We start from the raw sequence: 18,745 nt of genomic DNA, 5'->3' as shown, positions 1-18,745 counted from the left end.
TAACCCGGATTTAATATTGTTATAATCTGTTAGATTGATTACTTCTTCATTAACTTAGTTGTTAACGATTTTTGACCATCGTTCACTTCTAAGATATACATTCCTGTATTTAAATCAGAGATATTGATACTATTTCCATTTAAGCGTCCAGCTTTAACTACACGTCCAATAGTATTTACAATCTTATAGTTCATTACATCATTTTTAGAAGCTAACTTCACCTGAACAAAATTAGATGCAGGGTTAGGATAAGCTACGAAATCTAATGCAGTTTCATTTCCTAATCTGTCAGCGCTAACTGGATTATCTTGTCTTGCACTTGAAACGATGTTTACAGTATAATCTTCTACTTCTCCATCATCAAAAGTTTCACAAGCTGTTTGCGCAGCGTTATACTTCATAGATACACGCATTCTAGTAGAACCTAAAGTAGCTCCAGCAGGCACAGCAACAGTAGCTGTTAAATTGTTTGCGCTTGAAGAAGAACCTGTAACTACTTTTTCTGAAGCATCAAAAGTTCCGTTTTGGTTAAAGTCAATCCATACAGCCCAATGCTCAGTATAAGCAGTGCTTCTAAATCCAGCACTTACAACCATTTGGTTTGAACTTCCTTGTGCTAAAGTAGCTACCTTAGCAGTAAAGTCTTCATAACCTCCGTTATCTCCAGTAGCATTTGTCATTCCACCTAGTTCTACATTGTCAATCCATTCATATGAAGAACGGTTTCCTTTAGATGAACAATATGTTAATGCGTTTGATAAAGTAGTAACATTTACAGAGCTTGCTGAAGATTCGTTACCAGCAGCATCTTTAGCTCTTACTGAGAACGTATAAGCAGTAGCAGCTGTTAATCCAGTTACGTTTACTGTTGTATTTGTTGTAGATCCAATTTTAGAAGATCCTTGATATACATCATATCCTGTTACTCCTACGTTGTCTGAAGAAGCATTCCAGTTTAATGTTAAAGTAGTTTGAGCAACATTTGCAGTTGCTAAACTTCCTGGTGCAGTTGGTGCTTGTGTATCTGCAGAAGATCCACCACCAGTAGTAACTGCTAAGTCATCTACTGCGATATCACTAGACCATCCATTTCCAGTTGTACCAACTAGTCTTAATTTAACTTTTCCTCCTAAGTATGCACTTAAGTTTACAGAAACCGAATTCCATTGGTTTCCTTTATTTCCTGAATCAGACCATAAATCTGTCCAAGATGTTTGTCCATCTTTTAACCCTTGTACCTTTAAAGATCCAACGTTATTTCCATACATATGGTTTTTGAATGTAAAAGAAGCTGAAGATTTACCAGCTAAATCGAAACATGCACTTTCTAAAATAGCAGTTGCGTTAGATCCGATTTGTCCAGTACTACTGTTAGAAGAAGCTTCTAAGAACATATAATAAGAACCTTGAGTAGCTGAACTTGGTCCAGTTCCTGAAGAAGGAGTACTTCCACTTTTTCTTACCCAGTTTCCAGCATCACCAGTAACTTGAGTCCAAGCATCTCCTGATTCAAATCCTTCAGCATATGGGAAAGATGAAATAGTTGATGAACAAGTTGCAGGAGGGTTAGTTCCTCCTCCACCGCTACCAGCTTTATCAGATAAAGCTAATGCACGTCTTGCTCCACCAGCAGCTAAGTATGTATGCATTCTGTCTCTTTGACCAGCAGTAAATAAGTTCATACAAGAATCATCTGAATAATCCATATAGTTTTGTACCATATCTTCAGACCCACAAGAGTTATGACCCGTTTGACAACCGTAGTTAGCCGCATCAGATTCTGGAGTATCAGATACAAAATCATCAGTTCCACAAGGAGCATCACCCCAAATGTGACGTAATCCAAAGAAGTGACCTACTTCGTGAGTTGTAGTTCTACCTCCATCAAAAGGAGCTTTTGCTGTACCATTTGTACCAAAATATTGATCTGCCATTACAACTCCATCAGTTGACTTATCTGTATCCCAAGGGAATTGAGCAAATCCTAAAATTGTAGCAGTTCCAGTAGCAGTGTTTCTAACGATGTTATCAACAATCCACATATTTAAATACTCTGCAGTATCCCATGGATCAACACCACCTTGCGATGATTTTTTAATTCTATCACTATCACCTAATGATGTATTCCAGGTAGATTTAGTTACTTGTTTTCTAGTAACACCTGTTGTAGCATTACCATTCGGATCTACTTTTGCTAAATAGAACTCGATTTTAGTATCTGCAGCTTGAGACCACTTATTAGTAGCGTCAGAGTTTGTTCTACGGAAATCTGCATTTAATACATCTAATTGTGATTGAATTTGAGAAGTACTAATATTGTTAGTAGAGTTAGTATATAAAATATGTACTACAACTGGAATTTTGTATACTCCATTTTCTATCTTTCCTTGTAAAGATCTCATTTCCTGTACTCTCTTTTGAGTATAGGTTTCCATCTCTAACATGTACTTTTTGGCTTCTGGGTTTCTTTTTTGACGCTCTTTCATTATAACGTCTGCGTCACAGGTACGCTTTACTAGGGTAGTTTTTTGCTGAGCAAAAGCAGCAGTACCCAGAAATAAGCACGAAAGTGCCAGGGTAATTGTTCTTTTCATGAACGAAGGGTTTTTAATTAAATTATTTGACTTAGTTAATACTTAAACAAAATGAAGTTTTTATAATTAAAACAATAACAAAAACTCGTTTTTTTTGTCGAAAACGCGTCAAATATATAAAAAAGATGCACAAATAAAAATCAAGAACCAAACACAGCCCCTCGTTTTTTAGCGTTAAAAAACGAAAAAACCCAGTGACTCACTGGGTTTATAAATAATCTTAAAAAGAGTTAATTTTTTTATTTTTTAACAAATTTCCGTGTTATTTTCTCATCAATATCGTTTATTTCGAACAAATAAATGCCAGATTGTAAATTTCCAACATCGATTTGCTTCGATAGTTTTCCTTTTTTAACAACTTGACCTAACATATTAATGATTTTATAGTCTGCATTAGACTCTTCCAATACTTTTACAAATAGTGTATTTCCTTTAACCGGGTTTGGATAAACTGCAAACTCTTCCTCTAAAGTACCACCTTCTCGATGAGTATCTAAACTTCTTAGAGCAACTAAAGTATCTCCTCCAGCATTTCTTGCTCCTGCTCCAATTCCTGTAATTTTAACTTTATCTATATAAATATGATCAGCGTTTCCGCTTGCATCACATTGAAATCTAAATCGAGCATTATTTACAAAATTCACATCAGATGCATTTATTGTTACTGTAGCAGAATAGAAGGTATTGTTATTAAAATCTGTACCTCTTTTCCACTCTTTTAATGTAGACCAACTAGATCCATTATAATAACGTAACCAAAAATCTTCATTGTTTTCCATACTATACGCATAGAACTCAAATGCTACTTCTACTTGATTAAATGAAGATAAGTTAAATGTTTCAGAAGTCATTGCCGATGCTGTTCCAGAATTATCTCTAATTCTAATCGAATAGTTTCCTTCGCTTGATCTTGATCCTGAGTAACGGAAACAATCGCTTCCTCCATCAGACCATCCGTCCCATCCAGATTCGAATGTTCCTTCGTGTAAAACGGTATTTCCTCCTCCAGTATCACATGGAGCACAAGAAGAACCTCCACAATCTATACCTGTTTCATCTCCATTCTGAATTCCATCTGAACACGTTGGTGGTGCAGAACCTCCTACACAAAACTGCTTAGATTCTGAACTTCCAAAAGAACCTCCTGAAGCCAAACTTCCACTTGAATCTGTAATTGAGTATGATCCATTTCCATAAGAACAGCATATTCCATCTCCATAAGAATCATTTATAGTAAATGTATAGCAACCATCTGGTAAACATAAGTTTTCAGTAATCGTTGTTCCGTTATTAGCACTTCCATAACCACTTCCTGAAGCAACCGTAGTTCCAGAAGAATTTGTAATTGTCCATGAAGTTTCAGAAGCATAATTATCAAAAGTTAAACTAAATGTTGCTTCATTATCTGTACATGATGTTTGACATGGAGCACAAGAAGAACCTCCACAGTCAATTCCTGTTTCGTCTCCATTCTGAATTCCATCTGAACATGTTGGAGTAGATCCTCCTCCAAATTTATCTGATAAAGCTAAGCTTCTACGAGAACCTCCAGCTTCTAACACTGCACGCATTCTATTTTTTTGTCCTGTAGTAAATAAATTCATACAAGAATCATCCGAATAATCCATATAGTTTTCAACCATATCTTCACTACCACAAGAATTATGACCTGTTGCACAACCATAATTTGCAGCATCTGATGTTGGTGTATCTGAAACAAAATCATCTACACTACATCCTCCATCACCCCAAATATGGCGTAAGTTTAAGAAGTGACCTATCTCATGGGTTGTAGTACGTCCTTTATCAAATGGCGCTGATAAATAGAATCCTGATCCTTTATCTGAGCTACCAAAATATTGTGGACTCATTACAATTCCATCTGTAGAAGCACTACCTCCTGGGAACTGAGCATATCCTAAAATTCCTCCACCGATATTACATACCCACATATTTAGGTACTCCCCAGCATTCCATGGATCTACTCCTCCTTGAGAAGATTTCTTCATGGCATCATTGGTTCCCCAAGATGTTTTACTCGATGACTTTCTTGTAACACCTGTAGTTGAATTTCCATTAGGATCAACTGTTGCTAATTGAAACTCAATTTGAGTATCTGCTGCCTGCGACCATTTATTGGTAGCATCTGAATTCGTTCTTCTAAAGTCTTCGTTTAACACATCAATCTGAGATTGAATTTGTGCCATACTAATATTTTCTTGTGCGCTGTTGTAAATAACATGAACAACCACTGGAATGGTTATAATTTGTCCATTAACTTTGCCTTGAAGATTTTGCATTTCTTTTACCCTTTTTTGTGTAAAAGATTCGATTTCATCCATTCTTTGTTTTAAAGAAGGATCTAAAGATTGTCGATACTCCAAATTGTTCATAGAATGACAATTCCTTTTTTCTTGAGAGAGTAATGTACTACTAACAAAAATGAGTGAAAGGAAAAATAAAGTAATTTTTCTCATTGTTAAAAGTTTTGGTTATAGTTAATACTTATGTTAATATTCTGACATTTGATCATAAATTATATTAAAATATTATCAAATTGCTAACGAAAATAACTTTTATTATCTAATAACCAAAGAATTACGAGTATTTTTCGATAAACGTATATTCAAAAATTGAGTCAACTTTATCATAAGCTAAGAAATAAAAAGTTCGAAATACAGGGGGATTGGGATTTTGTAATTCTGTTCACAAAATGGAATTAAGTTATACTTAACACTATCACCACTAAAACATTTTTATTAATTTCGTTGAAACTCTTGTTTTCTTATTACCTAATATGCTTAAAATAAACAACCTTTCTATTGGCTTTTTAAATCAGAATGTGAAAAGTAATGTTATTCATAACATATCTTTTTCTCTTAAGGAAAATGAAATTTTAGGAATTGTTGGTGAAAGTGGAAGTGGTAAATCTGTAAGTACTTTGGCTATTTTAGGATTGTTATCTCCTAGCGCCCATATTGAAGGAGAAATTTTGTTCAACAATACATCTATTTTAAATTACACGGAAAAGGAGTTTCAAAAAATAAGAGGAAAAAAAATAGGAATGATTTTTCAGGAACCTATGAGCTCTTTAAATCCAACTCTTTCTTGTGGTTTTCAAGTTGCTGAAATCTTAAAAACTCATACAAATCTCTCCTCTCAAGAAATAAAAACAGAAGTAATTTCTCTTTTTAATAAAGTAAAGCTTCCTCGACCTGAGCAAATTTATAATACCTATCCCCATGAAATTAGTGGTGGACAAAAACAGCGTGTCATGATTGCCATGGCTATTGCTTGTAAACCTCAGCTTTTAATTGCAGACGAACCTACAACAGCCTTAGATGTTACTGTTCAAAAAGAAATAATTCAACTTCTTAAGGAGTTACAACAAGAAACAAAGATGAGTATCATATTTATTTCTCATGATTTATCTTTAGTTTCAGAAATAGCAAATAGAGTAGTAGTGATGTATCGAGGTAGCATTATTGAACAAGGTACCAGCTCAGATGTTTTTCTAAATCCTCAAAAAGAGTATACAAAAGCACTTATAAAATCTAAACCTAATATTAAAGAGCGTTTAAAAACATTACCTACTGTTTCAAATTTCATCAATAACACAGTTAATCATACGGTTTATACTTCAGAAGAAAGAAATTCTTTTCACGAAAAACTCTATAACCAAAAACCTTTGTTGGAAATAGTTAATTTAGAAAAGGAGTTTGTTTCTGGTGGATTTTGGTTTCAACAAAAACAAGTAGTAAAAGCTGTAAATGATGTTTCTTTTAAAATTTATGAAGGAGAAACATTAGGTTTAGTAGGGGAGAGCGGATGTGGAAAAACCACTTTAAGTAGAACAATTCTTCAGCTAGAAAAAGCCTCTGCCGGCAGCATTTTTTACAAGAATAGAGATATTACCAAATTACCCAAGAAAGAATTGAAACTCTTAAGAAAAGAGATTCAAATAATATTTCAAGATCCTTTTTCTTCCTTAAACCCAAGAATAACGGTTGGTAAAGCGATTTTAGAACCCATGAAAGTTCATCATATTTTGAATTCTAATTCAGAAAGAATGGAATATGTTATGAATTTGCTAGAAAAAGTAGGGCTTTCAAAAGAGCATTTTTATAGATATCCGCATGAATTCTCTGGAGGGCAGCGACAACGAATAGGGATTGCTCGTACCATAGCGTTGCAACCTAAGTTAATTATTTGCGATGAATCTGTTTCTGCTTTAGATGTATCAGTACAAGCACAAGTTTTGAATTTATTAAACAGTTTAAAATCAGAATTTAACTTTACTTACATCTTTATTTCTCATGATTTATCTGTTGTAAAGTACATGGCAGATCAGCTTATTGTGATGAACAAAGGGAAAATAGAGGAAATAGCCGATGCCGATGAAATATATAACAATCCTAAAACCAACTACACACAAACTTTAATTAACGCCATTCCGAAAGGAATTTAACTTTTTTCTATACTACATATTGTAGTATATTGCACTGTTAAAAAAACTGAAGAAAAGATTATGAAGATTATTGTACCTATGGCAGGGATCGGATCTCGTTTAAGACCCCACACATTAACAACTCCTAAGCCATTAACGGTTATTGCCGGTAAGTCAATTGTACAACGTTTAGTAGAAGATATTGCCTCTGTAGTGAATCAACCTATTGAAGAAATTGCGTTCATCATTGGACCAATTGCTAAAGGATTTCCTACAAACACAAAAGATAAATTAATAGGAATTGCAGAAAGTTTAGGAGCTAAAGGATCTGTCTATGTTCAAGAACAAGCCTTAGGAACAGCACATGCAATTTATTGTGCTAAAGATTCTCTTTCTGGTCCTTGTGTTGTAGCATATGCTGATACTTTGTTTAAAGCAGACTTTACTCTAGACACCAATGCAGACGGTGCTATTTGGGTAAAACAAGTAGAAGACCCTAGTGCTTTTGGTGTTGTTAAATTAGATAATGGAATCATTACTGATTTTGTTGAAAAACCAAAAGAGTTTGTTTCTGATTTAGCTATTATCGGTATTTACTATTTTAAAGATGGTGATAAAGTAAAAGAAGAAATTCAATATTTAATTGATAACGATTTAAAAGAGAATGGAGAGTATCAGTTAACAAATGTTTTAGAATCTCTAAAAAAACAAGGAGCTCAGTTTATTCCTGGTAAAGTAGATGCTTGGATGGATTGTGGTAAAAAAGACCCTACGGTTGATACCAATAAGCAAGTATTAGGTTTTGAACAAACTGCTGGTAATGATTTAGTTTCAAGCGATGTTGTTTTAGAGAACTCAGAAATTATCCAACCTTGTTATGTAGGGAAAAACGTCGTGTTAAAAAACACTAAAATAGGTCCATATGTATCTATTGGTGAAAATAGTGTTGTTGAAGATTCAATAATTGTGAACTCTTTGATTCAAACGAATGTTCAAGTTTCTAATGCCAAATTAGATAATGCAATGATTGGAAATCATGCTAAATACAATGGTAATTATACATCAGTAAGTATAGGTGATTATACAGAACTTACATAAAAAACAATATGCAAAGCAAACACAAAGAATAAAGGTTGTATTGTCTTTATTCTTTGTCCTTTGCTCTTTATTTACCTATTCTCAAGATAGCATCCAGTTAAAATCTTCTATTCAAGAAGAAAAAAACATCAAGTTTCAACAATTCTTTTTTAAAGCACTTTCAGAAAAAGCTAAAAACGAATGGCAAAAGGCCATTGAAGCTTTAGATGAGTGTAATACTATACTACCCAATAATAAGGCTGTTTTATTTGAACTTTCTAAAAATTATTTAAGATTAAATAGAAATTTTGAAGCAATCGAATATGCCAATAAAGCCTTAGAATTAGACACAAATAATGTTTGGATATTAGAGCATATCGTAAGCATTCAAAAAAGAATGAACTCTTTCTCGGATGCTATTAAAACACAAGAAAAAATAGCCACGCTTTTTCCAAAGAAAAAAAGGGCTCTTGTATATTTACATCTTCAAAACAGAGATCTTCCTAAAGCCAAACAAGTCTTGGTTGAATTAGATGAAGCTAAATTATTGAATGCTCGATTAAAAAGAATCTTAGAGAAGTTAAATAGCCCTCCAAGAAAAAACATTCTTAAAGAATCAACTACTCCAATTACTAAGAATACAGAGGGTAAAACGGACTTAAAAACTCAGTTTACAAAAGATAAAAGTTATACTACCCTACAAAACTTGCTGTCTCAATTATATAAAAATAAAGATGCAGAATTATTATCGTTTAGTGAACAAGGTCTAGCTCTTTTTCCTGCACAACCATTTGTATATTTAATGAATGGTAGAGCACTTCTAGATAATAGTAAATATAAAAAAGCAATTGCTAGTTTGCAAAATGGTATTGATTTTGTGATAGACAATTCAAGAATGGAATCTGATTTTTATAAGGAATTGATAAAAGCATATAAAAAGCTAGGAGACCAAAAAAACATAAATAAATTTCAAAAAAAGCTTAAAGCTTTATAATAGTTAAGTTGTAAAACTGATGAGAATATTTAAGTATCTTTTAGTGAGTATCTTGGTATTTGCTTCTTGTAAATCGGCAAAGACCATTACTTCAGATAATGTGGTTTTAGAAAATCTATCAGCTAGGAGGGTTGCTAAAAAACATGAGAAAGCTTCATTTAACGAAAAAACAATTGATGCTAGACTAAAGGTAAAATATAAAGATCGAAAAGAAGATGTAAGTTTTTCAGTTCATATGAAACTGAAGAAAGATGAAGTTATTTGGTTAAAAGGAACTAAGTTTATAACGGTATTCAAAGCTAAAATTACACCTCAAAAAGTACGTTTTTATTCACCTTATAAAAAGAATTTCTTTGAAGGTGATTTTTCAATGCTTAAAGAGCTCTTGGGTGTTGATGTTACATTTGGTCAATTACAAAATATGTTAATTGGTGAGGCCAGCTTAGATGTTACTTCGCAGAAGCAAGAAGTAGAAATTATGAATGCTTCTTATAGACTATCTCCTAAAAAACAACCTACCTTGTTTGACGTGTTTTTTGATATAAACCCAACACATTTTAAACTTAATCAACAATCGGTAGTAAATTCAATAAAAGAACAACGTTTAGATATTAAATATCCTAGTTATAGCATTAAAAATAAAGTAACCTTTCCTAATAAAGTTTTAATACATGGAAAGAACAAGCAAAATTTTACTAAAATTGATATTACATATCGTTCGGTAGAATTCAATAAAAACTTAACTTTTGATTTTAGAATTCCATCTGGATATAAAGAAATTAAACTCTAATGACTAAAAAGCTTTTTTACATATCATTTTTGTCCTTTTTTCTAATAGGGATGTCATCGTATGGTCAATCTCGAAAACAGCTTGAAAATAGACGTAAAAAGATTAAAAAGGAGATCAAACAAATGAACTCACTTCTTTTTAATACTAAAAAGAAAAAAGACAATGCATTAGATGATTTAAAAGATCTAAATCAAAAAATTAGTGCCCGTGAGCGTTTGATTGAGACTATTGATTTGGAGGCACAAGAACTAGCTTCTGAAATCAAAAACAACGAAAAAGAAATTAAGAAAAACAACAAGGAGTTAAAAACACTTAAAAAGGATTATTCTGAAATGGTTGTAAAAACCTACAAGAGTAAATCACAGCAAAGTAAAACTATGTTTTTGCTTTCTTCAAAGAACTTCTATCAGGCATATAAACGTTTAAAATATATGCAGCAATACAGTGATTTTCGAAAAAAACAAGGTGAAGAAATCATTGGTAAAATTGAACTAATTGAAAAACTTAACGATTCTTTATCCAAGAGAAAAAAAGCTAAAGAGTCTCTTTTAGCAGATGAGAAAGATCAAAAAGAGGCTATTGAAAAAGACAAGAAGAGTCAAGAAGGTTTAGTAACTAAAATTAAAAGACAAGAGCGCAAATACAAGAGAAGTTTACAAAACAAGCTTAAAGAAGAGAAACGTATTACTGCTCGTATAGATAAACTTATTAGAGCTGCAATTGCACGTGCTAACAAGAATAAAAAAGGAGCTAAAAAATCATCTGGATTTGTATTAGACGCCGCGGAGAAAAAATTATTAGCCAATTTTGAGCAAAATAAAGGTAGTTTACCTTGGCCTGTAAATGGTATTATTACTCGTAAATTCGGTGTACAACCACACCCTACTTTTCCAGGAATAAAAATAAATAGTCCAGGGTTACATATTGTCACCAAAGCAAAAACAAATGCCAAAAGTATTTTTAATGGAAAAGTACTTACAATTCAAGCCAATAATGATGGTAAAAAATCAGTCTTAATTCAACATGGTAATTACATTTCTGCTTATAACAACTTAGAATCTGTTTCCGTTAAAAAAGGAGATATAATTAAAACAGGAGACACCGTAGGGAAAGTATTTACCGACAAGGTTTCTGGTAAAACGAGACTTGGCTTTATCTTATATAAAAATTTAACACGTTTGAATCCGCAACATTGGATTCGAAAAAATTAGTACCTTCAACTCATGAAGAACGCAGCTAACTTTGTTATTGTTACTATTGCGGTGATAGCCACTTTAGTAATAGGAAAAGGTATCTTAATTCCTTTTGTTTTCGCTTTAATTTTTTGGTTTTTAACAAGAGAAATTCGCAAAACCATTTATAAACTTCCTTTTGCTAAACGTTTTATTCCTCGTTGGTTAAGTAATATTTTGGTGTTTACGCTTATTATTTTAAGTTTTGGTTTTATATCAGAAATCATTAGTAATAGTATTACCGACTTATCTTCATCGTATTCGAAGTACGAACCAAATGTTGGAGCTATTATTCAAAAACTTGACAATTATTTCCATATAGACATTATTAAGTCGGTTAAATCTTTAGTGGGTAATTTCGATTATGGGGCTGTTTTAGGTAATATTGCGAATGGAATAAGCGGATTGTTAGGAGACACGTTTATGATTGTTATATACGCTTTATTTATCTTCTTAGAGGAAGCTAGCTTTAAACGAAAGCTACGTCGTGTAATTTTTAAAGAAAACTCTCAAGTTCAACCTATTTTATCAAAGATTGAGACTTCTATATCTAACTATTTACGTTTAAAAACCTATGTGAGTTTACTTACAGGTGTTTTAAGTTATATTGTATTAGTTTTAGTAGGTGTGGATAGCGCTCCTTTCTGGGCATTTTTAATCTTTTTATTAAACTACATTCCAACTATTGGGTCTTTAATAGCCACCGTATTTCCAGCTATTTTTAGTTTGATACAATTTGGTGAGTTCACTCCATTTTTAATTGTATTAACCGCCGTAGGAGCCGTTCAAGTAGTGGTAGGAAATATTATTGAGCCAAAAGTATTTGGAAAATCGTTGAATTTAAGTCCGCTGGTTACCATATTATCTTTAGCAATATGGGGTAAAATATGGGGTATTACCGGTATGATTCTTTCCGTACCTATTACGGTTATAATGATTATTATCTTTTCTCAATTCGAAAAAACAAAAACAATCGCTGTTTTTCTCTCTGAAAACGGCGAATTAGAACAATAAAAAAAGGAAGCTCAACAGCTTCCTTTTTTAATATATAATACTTAATTCTTATTCTGTAAATAAGGCTTTTAGTTCAGTTGCATCTTTAGGTAACATTTTACCTGCTAATACTAAACTTAATTGCTTTCTACGTAAAGCACCATCGTAACGTTTCTTTTCTAATTCCGTTTCTGGTTCTATTTGTGGAATTGGTACAGGCTTTCCTGTTTCATCTACAGCAACAAAAGTATAAATACCTTCATTTACTTGCGTTCTTTCACCTGATTGACGGTCTTCTATCCAAACATCAACATACACCTCCATAGACGATCTAAAAGCACGTGAAACCTTTGCTTCTACAGATACCACACTTCCTACGGGTACTGATTTAGAAAAAGCAACATGATTTACAGATGCTGTTACTACAATTCTACGTGAATGACGACGTGCAGCAATACTACAAGCTCTATCCATACGAGCTAATAATTCACCTCCAAAAAGATTATCTAGATAATTAGTTTCACCTGGTAAAACTAAATCGGTAAGTATGGTTAATGACTCTTTAGGTGTCTTTGTACTCATGGTTAAATTTTGGCGCAAAGATACACAAACCTTCAAAAAAGGCACTCATGAATACGTTCTAAAAAACAAGCTTATTTTTCAAGCAACCAAGCCTCTTCGCTCACTAAGTCTTTAATTTCAAGTAACTCTTTTCTAGCTTCTTCTTTAGTGCTAAAACTTGCAAAAGCAACTTGAATTAAACCTAGTCTGTTTTGACCTACGATATGCGCATCAAAACCAGCTTCTTTTAACTCATTTACTTTATTCGTAGCATTTTCTTCTAATTGAAAAGCTCCTGCGATAATATGAAAGTCCTTCGTTTCTTCTTTTGAAACATTCAAGTTAATAGTAGGTAACGGATTGTCTATCACAAACGTTGCAGATTGAATCTTTTTCTCTGTTGCTTCGTTCTGCGCTGCAATTTCTTTTTGTTCTAGGTTGTTGTTAATCATATTCCAACCTAAATATCCAACACCTAAAACAACCGCAGCTGCAACAGCACGTTTTGCAATCATTGGAATAACGATTGTTTTCTTTTCTTCTTCAGAAACTACCTCTGGAGTTTCTGCAATCTCTTGAATTCTACCAACTGCTGGAGAAGTAACCTCAGCCAATCCGAAAGACTCTGTTAAGAAGTTACTCTGCTTATTTGGTTCAAAAGTAATTTGATTGTCATTGTTTAATGACAAAGTACCTACCGCTGCAATTTCTACAGAACCTTCTTTTAATTCTATTTCCCACTTTGCAACTTCATCCTGTATTCTTACTACAGCCTGTTGAAACGTGATTTTCTCACTTGAAGCTACGTAGTTAGCTAACAATCCATCATTGTGCTTTAAATACGTATTGAAAGTGATTTGCTTTTTTGGTGGTTGCATAGTATGCGTAAAGTGGTTCACTTTAGCACCTATTTTGTTAGTTACAAAACCTCCAAAATTAGGAACAATTACACAATCGTATCGGTATAATAAATCGTTGATATAGTTGGCTAATGTCATAGAAACAAAAATAGAAAAATAAAGCTTGGTTTGGTAAAGTTATCAAGATTTTTATCAACAGTTTTTTGTATATTGATAATCAAAAAATTGCGCTATGAAAACCGAAAAACTATTGGCTGTTTTACGTCTACAAGCAACCCAAAATGTTGGTGATATTATTGCTAAAAAGCTTATTAATGTTACAGGAAGTGTTGAACAGATATTTAAGGAAAGCCGAAAATCATTAGCTGCTATTTCTGGTATTGGAAGTTTTACTATTCAAAATTTATTGGATGAAAAAAACCTAAAAGGAGCAGAGGATGAGCTTCAATATCTTCAGCAAAACAACATCTCTTTTTCCTATTTTTTAGATGAAGATTATCCTGAGAATCTAAAACACTGTATTGATGCTCCTATTTTATTTTTTAAGGAGGGAAACATCAACTTAAACAACCCAAAAACAATTTCTATCGTTGGTACAAGAAATATGACTTCTTATGGACGCGATTTCTGCAATGAATTGATTGAAGAATTACAACCTCATCAACCCATTATTATTAGCGGTTTTGCTTATGGTGTAGATATTTGTGCCCATAAAGCAGCCATGAAAAATGATTTACAAACTTTAGCCGTTTTAGCCCATGGTTTGGAAGAGGTATATCCAAAAACACATAAGCAATACATTCATGAAATTCATAAAAATGGTGGATTTATCACTGAGTTTTGGCATGATGAAAAACCGCAACGTGAAAATTTTCTAAAACGAAATCGTATTGTAGCAGGACTTTCAAAAGCAACTATTATCATTGAATCTGCTAGTAAAGGTGGTTCTTTGGTAACTGCCGATATTGCCAACTCTTACCATCGAGATGTCTTTGCACTTCCTGGAAAAACTACCGATGTATATAGTCAAGGTTGTAATAATCTGATAAAAAACAATCAGGCTCATTTATTAAATTCTGCACAAGACATTATTTCGATGCTTAATTGGGATATACCAAAAACCTCCACTCCCAAACAAGTGGAACTATTTGTGCAGCTTACTGATACCGAACAAAAAGTGTATGATCATCTTCAAAAAAACAACAAACAACATATAGATACCATAGCTCTAGCATGCGAAATACCTATTTACCAACTTTCTTCCATTCTTTTACAAATGGAGCTTAAAGGAGTAATTAAACCTTTACCAGGTAAATTATTTGAAGTTTAGTCTACTTTAAACGTTATGGGTAATGTGTATTTCATAGACACCTTTTTCCCTTCTTTTGTAGCTGGGATAAACTGCGGTAATTTTTGTACAATTTCGATCACATGCTTTTCTAATTTAGGGTGAGGTGCTCTTACTTTAATATCGGAAACAACTCCTTTTTCGTCAATAATAAATTGCGTATACAATCTATATTTTTGTCGGTTCAATTTCGGATTAATTGAGGTATCTGGTTGAAATTTGCTATTTACAAATTCGTGTATTTTCTTTTCAAAACTTTGTTTCGCCTTTTCTTCGGAAAGGTCTGCGTCTTCTTTAAATCGTACAGACTTATCTACTGAAAGAAAAGGATACGGTGGACCTTCAACAAGCTCAATTTCTCCATCTACAATAGCTCCCATGATTTCTGCTTTTGGAAGACTATCATTAGGTTGTTGAAAAAGAGGTACTTCCAGCTCTTCCTCTTCAGGCAATTCTATGACTTTATCGATATCAAAAGGTTCTGCTATTTCACCTTCAATCTCCCCAGTTGATTCAATTACTATTTCTTCAATAGGTCCAGATGGTGGAATTTTACAGTCTTTCTTTACAGAGTCTTGTTTAGAAGTTGGTACAACAAACCCTTCCAACTCAGAACCTTTGATACTATCCAATTCAATAACGCTATCCTGTTTTACGATTATATCAACCAATTCAACCTTTTCTATTTTTTGGGTTTTACCAGTGTCTGTTTTACAACTAAACAACGTTGTTCCCATTACTAACAATAGGGTTAACAAAAAAAGTTTTTGAAAAGATAGAGGTTGTAAAAATGTAGTTTCCGGTAATTGAATTACAATACTGTCTAATTGCTTTCTATAAAAGTGTCCGCATACTCTTTGTCCTCTGTTTTCAATCAAATACTCTTGGATTTCTTGAGGTGATTTTTTGGTAAAATCAACCACCGTTTTTGCACAAGAACTACAGAATTTTCCTTTTTCATTCGGTGTCATTTTTGACCAATCTTCATGGCAAGGTTTTGGAATACGTAGTGAATAGTTTTTCATAGTTTATAGTTTCCTTAAATTCAACAAATATTATTCCAAAGAATTCATTTACATTAGTAGCAATAAAACACATCATATGTCTTCAGAAGAAAAACTAATGTCACAAAAAAAGCCTGCTTTTCCAGTAACTGAGCAGTTGCATATTTATTTATCTGAGCATAGTAGAAATATAAAAATCCCTGTGTTTTATGAAGATTTATTACGTTTTCAGGGTTCTATTGTGGTATATGATAAAAATGATGAAGATACTTTATGGGTTCGTGTATACTATTCTGAATTTGAACGTGAAGAAATTGATTTAAGTCTTAAAAAAGTATATACTATTTTACATTCGAATGGTAATGAAGACACCATTCCGTACTTAAATATTGATGCAGTTGATTACTGTACCTTCGGAAACTCTAAACCTTTTAGAATAAAGGTTCGAAACATTTTAAACGACAATTACACCTATTTCTACGTTAAAAAAACCGATGCTTCTCGTATTTATGGTTTGGAATTAGAGCACATGCTTTCTCCGTACAACCTCAACTATTTGGTATATAAAAACACTTTAATTGAAGAGCATATTGCTGGTATTCCTGGAGATGTTTTTATCAAAGAAATGTTACCTAATTGTACAGAAATGGAAAAGGCACAAATAGCTAAGGAGTTTGTTAAGTTTAATGAGCGTTGTATGATTCGTTTGCTAGGAGACATGCGTTCATATAACTATGTAATTGTTCCCACACACGATTTTGATCATGTAGTATATAAAATCAGAGCAATTGATTTTGATCAGCAGTGTTTTGAAGGAAAGTTTAAAGTGTATTATCCGCAGTTTTTTAAAGAAAACCTGCAAATGGTAGCTTTGGTAGGAGAGAAGCTACAAGAAACCTCTATCAACCAATATAAAATAGAAGAGCGTTCTATTGTTGCCAAGCGAATTTTAAGTTCTGGAAAAAGAATAAATGAACTTGTTTCATGCATGAAAAATGACACGATTTCTACAGACAAAAATATTCATCTATTAAAACAACAAATTTTTGATTTTACAAAAGATATTCTTTTCAAGCGAAGTGAAAATATGGGCGGAATACTAGAAAATGCTCTTTCCTTTGTTAAACGAAATTATGAGAACATGCGTGTTTCCTAGTTATTCTTTTAACTCGCTCACAATAATATCACTTCCTGAATATTCATTATTTAACTCGTACCAATGTTTCATTCTAGGTATTTTTATTCCATTTGATTCAAATTCTCCTTCAAATAGTAAGCGTTCTCCCTTGTTTGGGTTATCTGGAAAGAACATTTCAACACCTAACACTTTAAAGTCTTTTTGAGAGAAAAACACATACCAGTTTTTAGAAAATAGTGGTTCTTTTAAAACAATTTCAACCTTATAACTTTTGTGATTATTAAAGTCGACTTCACTAATGTCTTTTATCTCTTGAGTATTTTCTGGTAAAGACATTGGTAAACCTAGCATTACCTTATAAAATCGATGGTAACTTGCATTTCGTTTAGGTTCCAATCTGTATTTTTTAATCAATATAGAATCGGTAACTATTGCATTATCAAGTAGGGTAGTAGCCTGTCCGTTTTTATCAACAATATGCTTCGAAACATGCGTATCTCTATTTCTTTGTAACTGAAAAGAATTCTCTTGATTGTTAAGATTGACAACCGAAAATCGCTTAGGGTTTCCAACGCGAGGTTCTTGCATATGAACAGAAAGGTTGGCAGAATTCCATTGTTTCTTAGCATCGTGAAACTGAATACTTTTTTCAATTATTTCTTCAGCAGATAAAGGTTCTTTTTTAGGAGCACAACTCAACAAAAAAAGACTACATAGTACAGCAATAACTCTCATGACATTAGTTTGGTTTGTATAAAGTACGTGAAAATTATAGTTGCTAATTATTAATTTGCTGTTAAAACTTATTTCTTCTTGCTACGAATACTCTCAATAACTACCGTAGCTAAGATTAAGCTACCTCCAAAAACAGTGTTCAGAGTAGGTACTTCATTTAAAAAGAAAAAGGCTAGTATGATTCCGAAAATAGGCTGTACACTACTTATAATACTTGCTGTAGAGGCTGAAAAAAATTGTAAAGAATGTACCATCAAACTATGTCCAATCGCGGTTGTTAACAAAGCCAACATTAGTATATACGGAAACTGACTTTCGATACCCGAAACATCCATAAAAAACAATACAGGAAATAAACAAATAGAGATAATTATGGTTTGGTATAGCATTAACATTACCCCGTTATACTGCGTTACATATTGCTTTAAAATTAGAATTCGAATGGAGTAACATAGGGCAGATAATAATCCAAATAAAATCCCTTGAATACTAGAACTTTCTAAACTAAACTCTGGAGAAAGAATGTACAGTCCAATCAGCACTAAAATTCCCAATACAATATGCATCGGATTGAATTTTACCTTTAAAAACAAGGGTTCTAAAAAGGCCAACATTACTGGAAATGTGTATAGCGACAACATTCCAATAGCCACATTAGATAGTTTTAATGCATAGAAATAGGTTACCCAATGGGCTGCCATAAAAATACCTCCAATAATAAACGGAAGGTAGTGCTTGGGCGATTTTATACGCAAGTCTATTTTTCGATACTTACAAAAAGCATACAAGAAAACTACTGCAAAAGCAGAACGAAACCAAATAATTACCTCAGACGGCATGGCAATATACCTTCCTAATACTCCTGAAGTACTTATAAAAAAGGTAGCTAAAACTAATTGAAAGAGATGATTGGAATGGTTTTGTTTCACAAAATTCGTTTTGTGCAATGATAATTAAATTTTGTGTATGTTA

At 32.8% G+C, this 18,745-nt stretch carries 15 protein-coding genes; 8 read left to right on the top strand and 7 right to left on the bottom strand.

Annotation, left to right across the window (positions count from 1 at the left end; all coding sequences use genetic code 11):
* Positions 1–38 precede the first annotated feature (38 nt).
* Positions 39–2,594: a GEVED domain-containing protein gene (locus Q0873_RS08115; RefSeq protein ID WP_299105855.1), complete on the bottom strand. Its 2,556-nt coding sequence runs from the start codon at positions 2,592–2,594 to the stop codon at positions 39–41.
* A 239-nt stretch (positions 2,595–2,833) separates the two neighbouring features.
* Positions 2,834–5,071, bottom strand: a complete 2,238-nt coding sequence (locus Q0873_RS18245) for a M43 family zinc metalloprotease (protein WP_363322546.1) — start codon at positions 5,069–5,071, stop codon at positions 2,834–2,836.
* A 320-nt stretch (positions 5,072–5,391) separates the two neighbouring features.
* Between Q0873_RS18245 and Q0873_RS08100 the strand changes: the two genes are divergently transcribed.
* The 6 genes from Q0873_RS08100 (at position 5,392) to Q0873_RS08075 (ending at position 12,148) form a co-directional block, all read left to right on the top strand.
* Complete coding sequence (locus Q0873_RS08100; protein WP_299105852.1) at positions 5,392–7,062, top strand: ABC transporter ATP-binding protein; 1,671 nt, start codon at positions 5,392–5,394, stop codon at positions 7,060–7,062.
* Between the two features lie 60 nt (positions 7,063–7,122).
* On the top strand, positions 7,123–8,139 hold the full coding sequence (locus tag Q0873_RS08095) for a sugar phosphate nucleotidyltransferase (RefSeq protein ID WP_299105849.1): 1,017 nt from the start codon (positions 7,123–7,125) through the stop codon (positions 8,137–8,139).
* Positions 8,117–9,112, top strand: a complete 996-nt coding sequence (locus Q0873_RS08090) for a hypothetical protein (protein ID WP_299105847.1) — start codon at positions 8,117–8,119, stop codon at positions 9,110–9,112. Before Q0873_RS08095 ends, Q0873_RS08090 begins: the two co-directional genes overlap by 23 nt.
* 19 nt (positions 9,113–9,131) lie before the next feature.
* Positions 9,132–9,902, top strand: coding sequence for a DUF4292 domain-containing protein (locus tag Q0873_RS08085; protein WP_299105844.1), 771 nt, complete (start codon positions 9,132–9,134; stop codon positions 9,900–9,902).
* A 122-nt stretch (positions 9,903–10,024) separates the two neighbouring features.
* Positions 10,025–11,113: a peptidoglycan DD-metalloendopeptidase family protein gene (locus tag Q0873_RS08080; RefSeq protein ID WP_299105841.1), complete on the top strand. Its 1,089-nt coding sequence runs from the start codon at positions 10,025–10,027 to the stop codon at positions 11,111–11,113.
* Between the two features lie 12 nt (positions 11,114–11,125).
* The gene (locus Q0873_RS08075) at positions 11,126–12,148 is read left to right on the top strand and encodes an AI-2E family transporter (RefSeq protein WP_299105838.1); all 1,023 of its coding nucleotides are present in this window, start codon (positions 11,126–11,128) and stop codon (positions 12,146–12,148) included.
* A gap of 48 nt (positions 12,149–12,196) precedes the next feature.
* On the opposite strand, the gene Q0873_RS08070 is transcribed toward Q0873_RS08075, so the two are convergent.
* Together Q0873_RS08070 and Q0873_RS08065 are read right to left on the bottom strand one after the other, a co-directional pair.
* Positions 12,197–12,709, bottom strand: a complete 513-nt coding sequence (locus Q0873_RS08070) for an acyl-CoA thioesterase (RefSeq protein ID WP_299105835.1) — start codon at positions 12,707–12,709, stop codon at positions 12,197–12,199.
* A gap of 71 nt (positions 12,710–12,780) precedes the next feature.
* A complete protein-coding gene (locus Q0873_RS08065; RefSeq protein WP_299105832.1) occupies positions 12,781–13,686 on the bottom strand; it encodes an SPOR domain-containing protein in 906 nt (301 codons plus the stop codon).
* A 94-nt stretch (positions 13,687–13,780) separates the two neighbouring features.
* Between Q0873_RS08065 and dprA the strand changes: the two genes are divergently transcribed.
* A complete protein-coding gene (gene dprA / locus Q0873_RS08060) occupies positions 13,781–14,878 on the top strand; it encodes a DNA-processing protein DprA (RefSeq protein WP_299105829.1) in 1,098 nt (365 codons plus the stop codon).
* Here the strand turns inward: dprA and Q0873_RS08055 are convergent.
* Positions 14,875–15,921 carry an energy transducer TonB gene (locus tag Q0873_RS08055; protein ID WP_299105827.1) on the bottom strand — a complete coding sequence of 349 codons (1,047 nt, stop codon included), beginning with the start codon at positions 15,919–15,921 and terminating at the stop codon, positions 14,875–14,877. The two genes, dprA and Q0873_RS08055, sit on opposite strands and share 4 nt — an antisense overlap.
* A 76-nt stretch (positions 15,922–15,997) precedes the next feature.
* On the opposite strand from Q0873_RS08055, the gene Q0873_RS08050 reads away from it, so the two are divergent.
* Positions 15,998–17,056, top strand: coding sequence for a hypothetical protein (locus tag Q0873_RS08050; protein ID WP_299105825.1), 1,059 nt, complete (start codon positions 15,998–16,000; stop codon positions 17,054–17,056).
* Here Q0873_RS08050 and Q0873_RS08045 read toward each other — a convergent pair whose 3' ends face one another.
* Both Q0873_RS08045 and Q0873_RS08040 read right to left on the bottom strand, forming a co-directional pair.
* A complete protein-coding gene (locus tag Q0873_RS08045) occupies positions 17,057–17,773 on the bottom strand; it encodes a DUF6503 family protein (protein WP_299105824.1) in 717 nt (238 codons plus the stop codon).
* Positions 17,774–17,841: 68 nt separating this feature from the next.
* Entirely contained in the window at positions 17,842–18,702 is an 861-nt protein-coding gene (locus Q0873_RS08040; RefSeq protein ID WP_299105822.1) for a DMT family transporter, read from the bottom strand.
* Between the last annotated feature and the right edge of the window lie 43 nt (positions 18,703–18,745).

Source organism: uncultured Tenacibaculum sp., assembly GCF_947498805.1.
Taxonomy (GTDB): Bacteria; Bacteroidota; Bacteroidia; order Flavobacteriales; family Flavobacteriaceae; genus Polaribacter.
This window is presented reverse-complemented; position numbering and strand designations above follow the sequence as displayed.

Bases quoted from the DNA above. Each gene is read 5' to 3' on its own strand.
- Q0873_RS08045 (WP_299105824.1), bottom strand. From the start codon at position 17,773: ATGAGAGTTATTGCTGTACTATGTAGTCTTTTTTTGTTGAGTTGTGCT.
- Q0873_RS08065 (WP_299105832.1), bottom strand. From the start codon at position 13,686: ATGACATTAGCCAACTATATCAACGATTTATTATACCGATACGATTGT.
- Q0873_RS18245 (WP_363322546.1), bottom strand. From the start codon at position 5,071: ATGAGAAAAATTACTTTATTTTTCCTTTCACTCATTTTTGTTAGTAGT.
- Q0873_RS08115 (WP_299105855.1), bottom strand. From the start codon at position 2,594: ATGAAAAGAACAATTACCCTGGCACTTTCGTGCTTATTTCTGGGTACT.
- Q0873_RS08070 (WP_299105835.1), bottom strand. From the start codon at position 12,709: ATGAGTACAAAGACACCTAAAGAGTCATTAACCATACTTACCGATTTA.
- Q0873_RS08075 (WP_299105838.1), top strand. From the start codon at position 11,126: ATGAAGAACGCAGCTAACTTTGTTATTGTTACTATTGCGGTGATAGCC.
- Q0873_RS08085 (WP_299105844.1), top strand. From the start codon at position 9,132: ATGAGAATATTTAAGTATCTTTTAGTGAGTATCTTGGTATTTGCTTCT.
- Q0873_RS08095 (WP_299105849.1), top strand. From the start codon at position 7,123: ATGAAGATTATTGTACCTATGGCAGGGATCGGATCTCGTTTAAGACCC.
- Q0873_RS08055 (WP_299105827.1), bottom strand. From the start codon at position 15,921: ATGAAAAACTATTCACTACGTATTCCAAAACCTTGCCATGAAGATTGG.
- Q0873_RS08100 (WP_299105852.1), top strand. From the start codon at position 5,392: ATGCTTAAAATAAACAACCTTTCTATTGGCTTTTTAAATCAGAATGTG.
- Q0873_RS08050 (WP_299105825.1), top strand. From the start codon at position 15,998: ATGTCTTCAGAAGAAAAACTAATGTCACAAAAAAAGCCTGCTTTTCCA.
- dprA (WP_299105829.1), top strand. From the start codon at position 13,781: ATGAAAACCGAAAAACTATTGGCTGTTTTACGTCTACAAGCAACCCAA.
- Q0873_RS08080 (WP_299105841.1), top strand. From the start codon at position 10,025: ATGAACTCACTTCTTTTTAATACTAAAAAGAAAAAAGACAATGCATTA.